At 61.1% G+C, this 13,285-nt stretch carries 11 protein-coding genes; 4 read left to right on the plus strand and 7 right to left on the minus strand.

Annotated elements, in window-relative coordinates:
* Positions 1-71: 71 nt before the first annotated feature.
* The 6 genes from NA8A_RS15370 to NA8A_RS15395 form a co-directional block, all read right to left on the minus strand.
* A complete protein-coding gene (locus NA8A_RS15370; RefSeq protein ID WP_009451252.1) occupies positions 72-809 on the minus strand; it encodes an SDR family NAD(P)-dependent oxidoreductase in 738 nt (245 codons plus the stop codon).
* A 196-nt stretch (positions 810-1,005) separates the two neighbouring features.
* Positions 1,006-2,508, minus strand: a complete 1,503-nt coding sequence (locus tag NA8A_RS15375; RefSeq protein WP_009451253.1) for a sugar ABC transporter ATP-binding protein — start codon at positions 2,506-2,508, stop codon at positions 1,006-1,008.
* Positions 2,505-3,617, minus strand: coding sequence for an SMP-30/gluconolactonase/LRE family protein (locus NA8A_RS15380; protein ID WP_009451254.1), 1,113 nt, complete (start codon positions 3,615-3,617; stop codon positions 2,505-2,507). Before NA8A_RS15380 ends, NA8A_RS15375 begins: the two co-directional genes overlap by 4 nt.
* On the minus strand, positions 3,614-5,734 hold the full coding sequence (locus NA8A_RS15385; protein ID WP_040672791.1) for an ABC transporter permease: 2,121 nt from the start codon (positions 5,732-5,734) through the stop codon (positions 3,614-3,616). Before NA8A_RS15385 ends, NA8A_RS15380 begins: the two co-directional genes overlap by 4 nt.
* A gap of 103 nt (positions 5,735-5,837) precedes the next feature.
* The gene (locus NA8A_RS15390) at positions 5,838-6,854 is read right to left on the minus strand and encodes a sugar ABC transporter substrate-binding protein (RefSeq protein ID WP_009451256.1); all 1,017 of its coding nucleotides are present in this window, start codon (positions 6,852-6,854) and stop codon (positions 5,838-5,840) included.
* Between the two features lie 31 nt (positions 6,855-6,885).
* Positions 6,886-7,893: an ABC transporter permease gene (locus tag NA8A_RS15395; RefSeq protein ID WP_009451257.1), complete on the minus strand. Its 1,008-nt coding sequence runs from the start codon at positions 7,891-7,893 to the stop codon at positions 6,886-6,888.
* A 215-nt stretch (positions 7,894-8,108) separates the two neighbouring features.
* Between NA8A_RS15395 and NA8A_RS15400 the strand changes: the two genes are divergently transcribed.
* Both NA8A_RS15400 and NA8A_RS15405 read left to right on the plus strand, forming a co-directional pair.
* Entirely contained in the window at positions 8,109-8,849 is a 741-nt protein-coding gene (locus NA8A_RS15400; protein ID WP_009451258.1) for a FadR/GntR family transcriptional regulator, read from the plus strand.
* Between the two features lie 89 nt (positions 8,850-8,938).
* The gene (locus tag NA8A_RS15405) at positions 8,939-9,625 is read left to right on the plus strand and encodes a hypothetical protein (RefSeq protein ID WP_009451259.1); all 687 of its coding nucleotides are present in this window, start codon (positions 8,939-8,941) and stop codon (positions 9,623-9,625) included.
* Between the two features lie 198 nt (positions 9,626-9,823).
* On the opposite strand, the gene NA8A_RS15410 is transcribed toward NA8A_RS15405, so the two are convergent.
* Complete coding sequence (locus NA8A_RS15410; RefSeq protein WP_009451260.1) at positions 9,824-10,243, minus strand: hypothetical protein; 420 nt, start codon at positions 10,241-10,243, stop codon at positions 9,824-9,826.
* 219 nt (positions 10,244-10,462) lie between these two features.
* Here NA8A_RS15410 and NA8A_RS15415 point away from each other — a divergent pair, with 219 nt between their 5' ends.
* Entirely contained in the window at positions 10,463-12,652 is a 2,190-nt protein-coding gene (locus NA8A_RS15415; RefSeq protein ID WP_009451261.1) for a sensor histidine kinase, read from the plus strand.
* Positions 12,645-13,280, plus strand: coding sequence for a response regulator (locus tag NA8A_RS15420; RefSeq protein ID WP_009451262.1), 636 nt, complete (start codon positions 12,645-12,647; stop codon positions 13,278-13,280). The genes NA8A_RS15415 and NA8A_RS15420 overlap by 8 nt, the downstream gene beginning before the upstream one ends.
* The last annotated feature ends 5 nt before the right edge of the window (positions 13,281-13,285 follow it).

The raw sequence follows: 13,285 nt of genomic DNA on the forward strand, positions 1-13,285 counted from the left end.
TTGCATCGGTTGTGGCCACATCGGCCAAGGTTCAAAGGTGGCGCGGTGCCGGATCGTTTCGCGTTGCGGCGCTAGACCATGTAGATGCCGCCATTCACCTGAATGGTTTCGCCAGTGACGAAACTCGCCGCCGGAGAGCACAGGAAGGCCACGACGGAAGCGACCTCCTCGGGAGCGCCAAGGCGGGCAAGCGGTGTCTGGGCGACGGAATCCGAACCGCGCCGAGCGATGAGGTCCCGCGTCATCGGTGTTTCGATGATGCCGGGCGCCACGGCATTCACCCGCGTCTTCGGCGCCAGTTCCCGTGCCAGGCTACGGGTCAGGGAGGTCAGCGCGCCTTTCGTCGCCGAATAATGGGCGTTGCTGAAAGCCCCCCGGTGCGCGGCAAGCGATGTCATGTTGACGAGCGAGGACCCTTCGCGCAGTGCCGGCAGCGCCCGGCGCGAGAGATAGAATACCCCGTCGAGATTAATGCCGATGGTGCGGTGCCAGTCGGCATCGCTCATCTCGGAGAACGCAACCGATTGGTAGATGCCGGCAGACGGGATCAGGAAATCGATGCCGCCGAAGCGGGAAACAGCAAGCTCAACGGTCGCTTCAGCCGATGACGGCTCGGAAGCATCGGCCTTGAGCCAGGCAATGCGATCCGTGTCGCCAAGCTCCATTGCCAGTTCCTGAAGCGCCGGCTCGTCGAGGTCGCTCAGAACGAGATTGGCCCCCGCGTGAAAGAAGAGCTTCGCCACGGCGCGGCCTATGCCGCCATTGGCTCCGCTCATGACAAGGGTCCTGCCCCCGAAATCGAATGTCACACCCATGAAATTCCTCCCGGCTCGAGCCCGCGAGCCATCGGTTTGTTACGCATCGTGCCCTCCGAAAGCCCGCTCCGGTTTTCGGGTCGATGCGCTAGAGCGTTTCATCGTTTCATGGAAACCCTGAACCGCTCTATCTCTTTGTTTTTCTGCATTTATGCAGACGTCAGGTGATTCCACCTGACTGCGAAATGCTCTAGTGCACTGCCGCGTACATGATCTTTTCCTCAGTTGCCTCGCCCGGCGAGAATTCCTCGACCACCCGCCCCATCCTGCTGACCAGGATACGGTCCGAAAGAACGAGGATTTCGGGAAGATAGGAGGAGATCACGAGAACGGCGATCCCGCTGTCGGCAAGTCCCTGGATCACCTTGTGAATTTCAGCGATCGCCCCCACGTCGACACCGCGCGTTGGCTCATCGAAGATGACAAGACGCGGCTTCTGGGTGAGCGACTTGGCGATTACCACCTTCTGCTGGTTGCCGCCGGACAACTCCACAATGCGGGCATTGGGATTGATTGCGCGGATATGGAGAAGGCGCGACCATTCCTCGGTTACCTTGCGCTGCGTGCTGGCGCTTGCGATGCCGCCTGCGGGCGGATCGGTGACGATATGGCCCATATAGATGTTCTCGGCGATGGACATCTGCTCGAAGAATCCTTCGGCCTTGCGGTCCTCGGAGACATAGACGATGCCATCCATCACGGCGCGGTGCGGCTGGCGGTAGCGTACCGAACGCCCCATGAAGCGCAGTTCTCCACCATGGAAGATATTGCGCTTCAGAACGCCGGCGATGATCTTCGCGGTCTCCGTGCGCCCCGATCCGATCAGGCCGAAAAGCCCTGTCACCTGGCCGGCATAGAGCGAAAAGGAATTGTTGCGGACCATCGAACCCATGGAGAGGTTCTCAACGCTCAACACCTTCGGACCGGGCTTGCGGGCCTCCTCGTCGCTGCGCTTGTGGTAGAAGAGCTCGTCGGAAAGGCTGCGCCCCACCATCGACGCGATGATGCTGTCGCGGTCGAAGGTTTCCGTCTTGTTCGATGCAACGAGTTCGCCATCGCGCAGGATGGTGATGCGATCCGATATCGCCAATGCCTCTTCCAGCGCGTGGCTGATGAAGACGATCGACACGCCGCGCTTGCGCAGCCTGTCGATGAGCGAGAAGAAATAGTGCTTCTCCTCCGGCGTCAGCGTGGCGGTCGGTTCGTCGAAGATGATCACGCGCGCATTGAGACGCACGGCCCTGGCGATCTCCACGAGCTGCTTTTGCGCAGCGCCGAGCGTCGACACCGATGCCCATGGATCGACATTGAAGTTTAGGGAGGAGAGAAACTGCTGGGCTGCAATGTAGAGGCCACGCAACCGGTTGAAGAGTTTTTCTTCCCCCAGATAGAGGTTCTGGGCGACGGTCATGGAGGGAACGAGGCTGGTTTCCTGGAACACCATGGCGATGCCGCGCTCCAGCGCCTCCGCCGGGTTCTGGAAATCGATGACCTCGCCGTCGAGCGTGATCGTCCCGTTCGAGCGTTGGGTCACCCCAGCGATCATCTTGGTGAGGGTGGATTTGCCCGCTCCGTTTTCACCCAGCAGCGCATGTGTCTCACCTTCATAGAGGGAGAAATCCACATTCTTCACCGCGTAGACGCCGCGATATTCCTTGGAAACACCGCGCATTTCGATCAAGGGCGCCTTCATTGCTTTTCTCCCCCGCGGCTTGCGTCCGGTTTCAGGCGCAGCAATGCATCGCCGCCGCGTGATGTGACGAGCAGGCCATCGGCTGTCGCAAGAGCGCTGGTGATACCGTGGCGGCTGCCATCCGCGCGGCTGTGATAGCTGCTGCGCGGTTGAAGCGCCCCGTCAAGCCGCACAAGCAGGCCATAGGATCGCGTCGGCGCCCAGGGCTTCAACACACCGAGCTGCTTCACCGCTCCGCCCTGCAGCGGTTCGCGGAAACTGCGTCCAGAACGCATGGCGGGAGCAACCCAGAATTCCGGCTCGACCTCGTTCAGCATCCGCTTGCGGAAAGTGGCCTCGCGCAGCACGAATTCGATGAGCTGGCTGCGCGGCGCAAAGCAGCTGAGCCACACATCGCCCTTATCCGCCTGGAGACACCCGGGATAGGCCGGAAGATTGTCGAGCAGCACCTTTGGCTGCTCCTCTTTCATGGCAACGCCCAAAAGCCGATGCCGCCATGCCTCGGCCACAACGATCTGGGTGCTCTCGGCTGAACGGACAAGAAGGCCGGACGGCCAGGCCAATCCGCTGGCCAGCCGGCGTGCCCGCGAGGGGTCGCCAGCCGGAACATGCCAGACCGTCCCATCGTGGCGGCGCTCCATGAGGTTGCGCGCCCAGTCCGAGGGGCCATGCCGCGCAGAACCGCTGGCAACCACCAACCCGCCATCGGCGGCAAAGGCAATGGCCGTGACGCAATGGGCGCCCGAAAAGGAATTCGCCTCGATCCGGCGCTCGCCGGAGGCATCGTCACGCAGGAGAATGCCCTGCCCCTCTAGGGCAATGGCGATTCGTCCCGCGCCGTCGCTTGCAAGCGCGCTGATCGGCGCACCGAAGCTTTCCAGCATTTCCGTCCTGCCGTCGGCAGCCAGTCTTATCAGGCTGCCGCCGCTGCTGAACATCACCCGCCCGCCATACTCGATGAGATTGTCGGGCTCGGTCTGTTCGACAACACATTCGGCTGTATCGAGAACCGTATTCGGCTGGAATGCCCCGTCGAGCGGCGGCACCGTGACGGCGGCCTCGCCTGCGCCGAAGAGGTTGTCGAAGGCCTTTTTCACGACAGCGATCATTTGCTCCCCCAATAGGCGGCCTGGCTTGTCCAGTTCGGGTCGGCATCGGGCAGCGGGTAGCAACCGATGCGATTGTTGTTGATGCCGCCAAGGTAGAGCGCACCCTTGTGCTCGCGGATCGAGGTGATCTGCGGGTGGGACTGTCCGCCCAGATCCCACAGCGATTCCGTCACCGTTCCATCGAGCTTGAGCTTGAGCACGCAGCCCGTGTTCAGATTTGGATAAAGCCATTCGTCCATGGCCACGCGCTGCGCCATGCGGCGGCGGAAGGCCGGCATCTTGAGACTGAGATCGAAGGCCGGTGAGCGCATGCCCGCAAGCGCCACCCAGAACGAACCGTCGGACGCCAGGTTGATATTGTCGGGATATCCCGGAAGGTCCTCGACCACCGGTTCCACCTGGCCCTTGCGCGGCCCGTCGAACCAGAAGCGGCTGATGCGGCACGCCCAGGTTTCGGCAAAAAGAAGGGACTCGCCGTCCCCCACCATGCAGATGCCGTTGGGAAACACCCGGCCCGTCAGGACCGTGCGTGTGGAACCGTTCCTGGGATCGTAGGCGATGATGCGGCCATTGCCGCGTGCTTCAAGCGCGTCCACCGCCCAGTCCGAAACGCCATAGCGGATCGTCGCCTCGGAGAAGAACACCCGACCGTCAGCGGCGATATCCAGATCGTCCGCCATGCGGATGCGGGAATCGTCGATGATCGAGAACAGGCTGCGATTGGTCTCGTCCGAGAGGCAGCGGATCTCCCGCTCGGGCGTAACCATGTAGAGCCCCATACCGGCCACGCAGGCATGGAGATTGTCATCCTTGTCGAAGGCCAGTCCCAGCGGGAAGCCCCCGAGATGGACGAAAACCTCAGATCGCTTGTAGTCGGGCGCGAGGAAGCGGATGATATCGCCCTGGCGCCCGCCCGTATAGAGATTGTCCCTGGAATCGAAGATCATGTCCTCGGGGCCGTCCAGCTCTCCGAGCCCGATCGCGCCCACACCCCTGAAGCGGTCATTGACCGCATAGGGAGACGCCGAGCCCGCCTCGGTTTGCGGCGCGTCCGGCAAGTCGAAATAGGTCGGCGACACATAAACCCGCGACAGAAGCTTGTGGCGGTTCTTCAGCCAGCGGATATCCACCGCAACGGCAAGCAGCAGGAGGAGGCCGAGTACAAGCGGTGTCGAGCCGCTCGGCATGTTGAGCCGGATAAGGCTATTGGTCACCAGAAGCACAATGACCGTACCGATCAGCGCCTTGAAGATCGACCCGCGCCCGCCGCCGAGGCTGATACCGCCGAGGACGGCGGCGGTCAGCACCGTCACCTCTAGGCCGATGCCCGTATCCGGCCCGACACTGCCGAGGCGGGCCGCGTAAAACATGCCTCCTGCAGCCGCGAGCATGCCTGAGATCACATAGGTGAAGAATACCGTGCGGCGCACGGAGATGCCGGCATTATAGGCCGAACGGCGCGAGCCGCCGACCGCCAGGATATGCCAGCCGAACCGCATGCGGCTCAGGACGACATGCGCGGCAAGCGCAACCGCAACCAGAAGCACGAAGTTCACGGGAATGCCGAACACATCCCCCTCGCCCAGAAAATACCAGGCGTCGGAATCCGTCATGGTCATGGCGACCTTGCGCGCATAGGCCAGGATCAGAAGATCAACGACCGCGCGAACGATGATGAGCGTTGCAAGTGTCGTCAGGAAGGCGCGCAGGCGCAGATAGCCGATCAGCACGCCATTGACGAAACCGACCAGCGCCCCAACGGCAAGCACCGCCGGAACGACCGCGTAGATCGGCCACCCGAGATAGTTGATCAGCGTCAAAGACACGAAATTGGCGAGCGCGAAGGTGGAACCGATGCTGAGATCGATCCCCCCGGCCAGCATGACGATGGCCAGGCCGATGGACAGGAAGGCCACTTCGCCCAGCTGGCGCGCGAGATCGGTGAAGCCGTTGAGGCTAAGGAAATTCGGAATGAGTCCCCCGAACAAGCCCAGAACGATCAGCAGGAAAGCGAAGGGGATCGCATTGTCGATCCAGTTCTTGGACAGAACTTCGCCCAGGAGATGGTCCGGGATCAGGCGGTATCGCCACTTCGCGTAGGATTCGGCAGCGGACATGTCGGGAAACTCGTCATCGAGGCGTCGCGCTCCGGAGGAGGACAACCCGGCTCAGCCAGGCTGCCTCCCCGCATCTGCGAGGCCGGTTTGCACTCGGTCGAAATCAGAACGGCGCGTTGGCCACGTCGTCCATCGTCCAGCAGGAATTGGCGCGCATCGTATCCTTGAAGATGTCGCGGATCGGCGTGTAGATGGCGTAGGGTGCCTGGCCGGGTTCCAGATTGGCCTGCAGCACCTGCACGATTGCGTCGGTGAGGTCGCGTGCCTGGCCGAAGGCATCATAGCTGACATAGCCGCTGAACGTTCCGTTCGCGATGCTGTCGCAGGCAGGCTTCTGACCGCCGCCATTCGTGAACAGCTTGATCGCATCGGTCTTGCCGGCTTCGCGGATTGCCGCAGCAACGCCCGCATCCATCACTTCCCAAAGGCCCACATAGGCGCACAGTTCGGGGTTCTGCTTGATGACGGTGGAGGCTACCGCATGAGCCTTCGTGGCATCCCAGTCAGCGGACTGGCTTGAAACGACCTCGATCTCCGGGTTCTCGGCCAGAACGTCCTCAATGGCGCTCATGGTGATGGCGTTGTTCGGGTTGGTCGGCGTACCCTGCATGATGGCGATCTTGCCGCTTCCACCCTTCTTCGGGCTGCACGCCTCGATGGCCATCCGTGCCTGGTGCAGGCCCACTTCGTACCAGTTCACGCCCACATAGGCGTCGGTGGTGGCAACCGATTTGAGGTTGATCTGGATAACGCGGATGCCGGCTTTCTGGGCACGCGTCAGAAGGCGCGCATAGACCTGCATGTCGGGATTGTGCACGATCAGGAGATCGGGCTTTTCGCTGATCAGCGTGGTCAGCGCCTGCGCGCCCGCATCGCTGCTCCAGTTGGGATCGCGCACGGAGAAATCATAGCCGAGGCGCGCAGCCTGCGTTTCCATACCCTTTGCCCAGACCTGCGGCAGGTCGAAGCTCATGGCGAGCGGAAGGAATACCACCTTCTTGCCCTTCATGGCTTCGTAATAGGCCGGGGCAAGCCCGTCGTCGAACTGCTCGGCATGGCCGTACCCCGCCGCCCCGATCATCACCAGTGCAGCAAAAGCTGCCTTCAACATATTCCGCATTACCGTCCTCCCTGAGTGTAGAAGCTGTATTTCAGATGTCCCCTTGCTGAGCGGTCTGCTCGTCACGCGGGTTTGCGATGCTGTCGACGATGATTGCGATGAGAAGCACCGCCCCCTTCACCAGGTTCTGCACGGTGAAGGACATATCCAGAATCGTCATTCCGTTGAGGAGAATGCCGATCAGCAGCGTTCCGACGACGACATTGCGCACGCCTCCCTTGCCGCCGCTCAGGCCGATACCGCCGAGCACCACAACGAGGATGACGTCGTAGACCATCGTTGACTGGGCCACCCGGATGTTGACCGTCGCCAGAAGCGAAGCCGTGATCATTCCTGCTACGAACGCGATGAGCGAAGAAATCAGATATTGCAGCACCGTCATGGGCCGCACCGGGATACCGGTGATGCGCGCCGCCTCGCGATTGTCGCCCATGGCGAAGATGAAGCGGCCACGGCGCGTGAAGCGCAGAAAGGCGAAGGCTGCAAGAGCGACCGCCGCAAACCAGATGACCGGAAGCGGAATGCCCAGAAATTGCCCCGAAAGGGCGCGCAGCCAGGCGGCATCCTCCGGAAGATAGATCACATCCAGATCGACCAGCGCCAGCCGACCGAAACCATAGATGACGGTCGACATGGCAAGCGTTGCGAAGATGGCCGGAATTTCGACATAGGCGACCAGAAACCCGATGACCAGACCGACCACCGCCGCAAAACCGAGCCCCAGCAGGACAGCGCTCACCGGGCCGGTGCCACCGTTCATGAGAGCGATCGTCCAGGCCGTGGACATGGCCATCGTCGTGACCATTGCGAGATCGATGCCGCGTCCGATGACGACAATGCCCATCGCGATGCCGAGAATGCCCAGGATGGAAACGTTCTGGATCAGCGAGAGGATGTTGTCGGCATCGAGGAACCCCGGCAGAAGGATCGAGAACCCGGCGAAGAACACGACTGCGATCAGGAAAACGATGCTTTCCTGCGTCACCCGGAATCGCGCAGTTGCGCGTCCACCGGCCTGAGCCGTACCGATCTCCGACATATTCCCTCCCCCGAACGGCCGCGCCTGCAGCGTTCGTAGAACTCAAAATCCAGCCGGCTAAAACAATCGCCGACGCTCCTCGGGAAGGGTGGATACAGGAAAGCAGCTTGTCTGACAAGTAGGCAAGTATCTCATCATGTGATTTGGCTTGCCTTCGCGCTTTGGCAGAACCTATTGTTGCGCGCGGAAGAACGAGATGATGGAATTTGCAAGCAATGAGCCCAACCAACGGCAACAACCGGCGGCTGAACCCGCCGCGCAGCTACGCCAGCAAAGTGGCGGATATCCTGCGCGACGAAATCCAGCGCGGCGTGTTTCGTCCGGGCGAAAGGCTGCCCACGGAAGTGGTTCTGGGTGAGACCTTCGGCGTCAGCCGTGCTGTGATTCGCGAGGCGATCTTCGCTCTCAAGCAGGATGGCATTGTGGAAAGCTACCAGGGGCGTGGCATTTTCGTTGCCCAGTCATTGCCCGAGGCGACTTTTCGCCTGGCCCGTGCGGAACTGAATGATTCCGACGAGATCGACCGTGTTTTCGAGTTTCTCCTGGCCCATGAAGCGGCTGCCGCAGCCCTTGCCGCCGAAAGGCGCAACGAGGCCGACTTGAGCCGCATCCGCATGGCGTTGGAAGCCATCGATCATGCCATAGAACGCGGAGAAAACGGTATCGAGCAGGACATGGCGTTTCATTCCGAGATTCTGGCGGCGACGAAGAATCATCTCTTCGTCTCTTTCGGCGCCTTTCTGGAAAATCGCGTGCGCCATCTGATCCGCGAGGCGCGCGCCAACAGTTCGCGCAAGGGGCTCACGCAATATGTCCAGGAAGAGCACCGCGCCATCTATGCAGCCATAGCCGATGGCGACAAGGAAGCCGCCCGCAACGCAGCCGAAACCCACCTTGCCAATGCCGCGGCCCGCCTGCGCGTGTACAGCGCTGTCACCCCCGTTCCGGCACGATAGAGCAGTCACCACCTCCCCTGAACAGAGGATAGGCTCCCCGTTTCCTTCTCTCTAGGATTTCCCAAATCATCCTGCCGGGGGACGGGCTTATGAAATTGAGGGCAATTGCGCCTGTGGCGGCTGCGATCTTCGTCGCAGCATGCCAGACGACCGATTCTGGAAGCAAGCTTGCAGAATCTGAGGCAGCGGTGGAGGCACCTCCCGCCGCAAGCGCACCGGTCGCAACGGCATTCGCGCCGACCGCGACCGCTTCCCCCGCTCAATGCGCCATGCGTATCGCCGGACCTCCGCCCAAGCCGAATAAGGGTTCCGATTTCGCCGCCAACATGGGCAAGAATCTCGCGCGCAACGTCGGCCGCAATGTGCTCGCCAACGCAATTGGCGGCGGCAGGTTTGGCGGAAGCGTCGCCGCGCAGGTGGTCCGCACGGAGCAGGACCTGCACGGCACCTGGAGCTTCACCGATGGCTCGCCCCAATGCGGATGCGAGGCACGTGTCGCAACCGGAGCCGGCGTTGTACCGGTCGGCTTTTTCCGCAACAGCGGCTACAAGCTGAAGGATGCGAAGAGCGGCTCCATCCGCCCCGCAGGTTGCTCCAATCCGCTTCTCTCCCAGATGGCCAGCTTCGCACTCGGTTATTCCTTTACCGGTTATGACGCCGAACTGGTTATTCAGACAGCGGATGGTCGCGGGGTCGGCAAGCTCAAGCGCGATGGTGTCGACTATTTCTCTGGAACGCTGGCCGACGGATCGCCCGTCGTGATGTGGCGCCGCTAGGGCATTTTGCAGCCAAGCGTAGCCACCTGACATCCGCACAATCGCGGAATGCGATCCGATCCAACATCGCTCCCCCGCAGGCTCCACCGCGCGGGGGCGTTTTCACATGCATCGGCAACAAATGAGGGCACACCTGTCCACCAGGCGACGCGGGCCGGATCGCGGCACATCAGCCGCGCAGTTACAGGGATGGAGAGACTATCGGCAACGCCGGAAAACGCGGGGGTCGTTCCAGCCGGCACGCCCCGTCATCGGATCGACCGTATAGCTGAAGAAGGCATCCGGCTCCGTCCACACGGCGAGAATGCTTGCGCCCTGTTCGGGCATCCAGGTCGTTCGCCCTTCGAAAGCGTTGAGTTCAAAGGAAATTTCCCTCCCCTCGCTCGACCGGAAAATCAGCCCGCCCTGACCGGCGGCTTTCAATTCCACCGGGCGCTCACAATCCACTACCGGCTTTCCGTTGATCATTCCCTCGCCTTCGGGAAAGCCGATGGACCACTTTCCAACGAACGGAGCTGCCACGCCATTTGGAATATTATCGGCGCCTTTTCTCGGAAACTGCGCATGCGCGGTTGACGCAAAGACAACCAGTCCCACGACGATACCCCATTTTTTCAAGACACCGCCTCCATCAGTCCGGTTCGAATTCACCGGAACCCGCTCGGCCACGAGATAAACGAAAACGCAAAAACACCGGCAAAACCTATGGTTAGCCGATTTCCATTTCCGGGTCGCCAGGCAAAAAAGTCCTCTTTTTCGCCCGTAGAACCCGCATTGAAACTAGGCAGAACCGCCCTTCTATGGCATCCCCTATTTAGGGGAATGGGGAAGTAAACAATGGCGTTAGCCTCCGGAAGCCATTCGGGGATTCTTCTGGGTATTCGCCCATCGCCAATCGTCATTCTGACGGCTGCGCTGGGGATTGCTCTGCTTGCCACCGGCATCAGCCTCTATCTTGTCGCGAGCCAGTCATGGCTGGGCGTAAAGTTAGGACTGGATACGGACGGCGCGGTTGTCATCGAGTCCCTTCAACGTGCTGATATTCCTATCCAGATCATGCCCGGCGACCGGCTGCAGGCGATCGGCTTTCCCGGCAGTGAGCCCATTGCGTTGCAACCCCTCGACATCACGGAAGAACCCGACACACTTGAGACCTATGATTTGCTGAACACGTTCCTGTCTCGTCAGGAAGCGCTGAGCACTATTCTGGCTCAGCCGATCGTGGTCCTTCACTTACGGAATGCGAGAGACGAACCCTATGAGGCGGCTGTTTCGCCTACCGATGGAAGAGCGCTCTCCTCACTGCCGCCGGAATACTGGATTCAGATTGCCGTTGGCATAGCAGGCATGCTGATCGGGGCTTGGATTCTTGCCCTTCGCCGACGCGATGCGAGCGCACTCTGCCTGTTCCTGACCGGCCTTGGCTTGATGATCTCCGCCCTTGCCTCTTCGATCTACACAACTCGTGAACTGGCGATCCAGGGCGAGCTCTTCCGCGTTCTGGGGTTCATCAACCAGTCGGGTACGTACAGTTTTGGGGCTGCGCTGATCTGTCTCTTCCTGAACTATCCCAACCGCATCGTCCCGCGCGGTGTTCCGCTGTTGATATGGACGGTTTCGCTCATCTGGATCGTGGCCAACCAATTCCAGCTGTTTCCTTCTCAGGCGGCGGGAACCTATGGCCTGATGGCCATCGATTTCGCCCTTATCGGCATCTGCATCGCAATCCAGATCTACCTGTCCCGCAAGAACCCGCTTGCCCGCGCTGCGCTCGGCTGGTTCGGCCTGTTCGTGCTTTGCGGCACCGGGGTCTTCGTCTTCGCCATCGCAGCCCCCCTTCTTCTCGGCCTGGAGCCCGGCATGTCCCAGGGGCAGGCCTTCGGCATCATCCTCCTGATCTATGTCGGGCTTGCTCTTGGCGTTGCACGCTATCGCCTCTTCGACCTCGGCACCTGGGCCTTCCGGTTGGGAACCTATTTCCTGGGCGCCCTTTTGCTGATCGGGCTTGATGCTTTCCTGATTTACGGCGTGGCGATAGAACGCGCGCCGGCCTTCGGCATCGCGCTCCTGACCGTGGCCCTCATTTACCTTCCCTTCCGCGATTATCTTGGTCGGCGTCTACGAGGCGGCGAAGCCCTGAATTCCAGCCGCTTCCGGCAGATCGTCGATATCGCGCTGACCCGCGCTGGCAGGGAACAGACAGGCGAATGGCACAGATTGCTGAACGACTATTTTAACCCGCTGACGCTTGAGAGCGCAGATTGGAGCGCATCGGCGGCCCTCATCGACGATGGCCTCGCTCTCATGATCCCCGGACACCGCACCTTGGAGCCCCTGAAGCTCTCCTATGCCAATGGCGGACGCCGCCTCTTTTCGCAGCAGGATGCGGAACGGGCACAGGAACTGATCGACCTGATGCGCCATGCACTGGACAGCCGCGATGCGCATGAACAGGGCGTGAAGCAGGAGCGCGGGCGTATCGCCCGTGACCTGCATGACAATATCGGAGCGCAGCTTCTGCGCACGCTGCACAGCAACGACCCGCAACGCAAGGACGCGATTGTCGGAGAAACCCTTGCAGACCTGAGAGAGATCATCAGCAACGCACAAGGGCATGGCATAGGCCTTGATGAAATTCTTGCCGAGTTGCGTTTCGAAACCGACGAAAGACTTGCGCTGGCGGGCCTTCATCTGGAGTGGGCGGCAGACTGCTCGTCCGCGACTGCCGTTAGCGCCGGACTTGCCCACACATTGCGCTCGATCATACGCGAAGCGGCAAGCAACACGATCCGCCACGCCCGGGCAACGGGATTGAAGGTGGAGATTTCCGAGCGGCAGAACCGGATCGACCTGCTCATCATTGATGATGGCATAGGCTTCCCGGACGAAACCCTCCAATCGAGCCGCGGGTTGAACAATATCAACCTGAGAACCTTGACGCATGGCGGCAGCGTCGCAATTTCCGGGCGCAACGGCGCTCGTATTGAAGCCAGTTTCCCAATGGAAAGGAGCGCCGTGAATGGTTGAGCGTCTGCTGATCGTGGAGGACGTTGCCGAAGCCCGCGCCTGGCTGGTCTCAGTTGCGCAGAACGCCTTTGCGCATGCCCGCATCACCACCGCGCAAAACGTGGCGGAAGCCTGCGCCCAGCTGCAGGCCGACGATTTCGACATGGCGCTTGTGGACCTCGGCTTGCCGGATGGGTCCGGCCTCGACATCATAAGGCGGATCGGCCAGCGCTCTCCCCGCACCGTCTGCATCGTCACCACGGTTCTGGGCGAGGACGCTCATATCGTTTCCGCCCTTGCCGCCGGTGCGCAGGGTTATCTGCTGAAAGGACAACCGGCCGAGCAGCTCAGCCGGCAACTCGTTCAGATAGAACATGGTGTCCCGGCCCTCTCGCCAACCATTGCACGGCGCATCATGGAACATTTCCAGCGCACAGGGCCTATCGATAACGAGACGGAACAGCTCACGCCGCGCGAGGTGGAAGTGCTGACACTCATAGCCAAGGGACTGCGCAATTCCGATGTCGCGATAGCGCTCGGTCTGGCCGAAACCACCATCGCCACGCACATCAAGACCATCTACCGTAAGCTCGGCATTTCCTCCCGCGCTGAAGCCGCTCTTCACGCAAATCGCATGGGCTTGACCTGAACGCG

This window comes from Nitratireductor indicus C115 (genome assembly GCF_000300515.1).
In the GTDB taxonomy this organism is placed as follows: domain Bacteria; phylum Pseudomonadota; class Alphaproteobacteria; order Rhizobiales; family Rhizobiaceae; genus Nitratireductor; species Nitratireductor indicus.

Excerpts from the sequence above, each read along its gene's own strand:
- NA8A_RS15385 (WP_040672791.1), bottom strand. The coding sequence starts at position 5,734 with ATGTCCGCTGCCGAATCCTACGCGAAGTGGCGATACCGCCTGATCCCG.
- NA8A_RS15380 (WP_009451254.1), bottom strand. The coding sequence starts at position 3,617 with ATGATCGCTGTCGTGAAAAAGGCCTTCGACAACCTCTTCGGCGCAGGC.
- NA8A_RS15375 (WP_009451253.1), bottom strand. The coding sequence starts at position 2,508 with ATGAAGGCGCCCTTGATCGAAATGCGCGGTGTTTCCAAGGAATATCGC.
- NA8A_RS15390 (WP_009451256.1), bottom strand. The coding sequence starts at position 6,854 with ATGCGGAATATGTTGAAGGCAGCTTTTGCTGCACTGGTGATGATCGGG.
- NA8A_RS15395 (WP_009451257.1), bottom strand. The coding sequence starts at position 7,893 with ATGTCGGAGATCGGTACGGCTCAGGCCGGTGGACGCGCAACTGCGCGA.
- NA8A_RS15420 (WP_009451262.1), top strand. The coding sequence starts at position 12,645 with ATGGTTGAGCGTCTGCTGATCGTGGAGGACGTTGCCGAAGCCCGCGCC.
- NA8A_RS15405 (WP_009451259.1), top strand. The coding sequence starts at position 8,939 with ATGAAATTGAGGGCAATTGCGCCTGTGGCGGCTGCGATCTTCGTCGCA.
- NA8A_RS15415 (WP_009451261.1), top strand. The coding sequence starts at position 10,463 with ATGGCGTTAGCCTCCGGAAGCCATTCGGGGATTCTTCTGGGTATTCGC.
- NA8A_RS15400 (WP_009451258.1), top strand. The coding sequence starts at position 8,109 with ATGAGCCCAACCAACGGCAACAACCGGCGGCTGAACCCGCCGCGCAGC.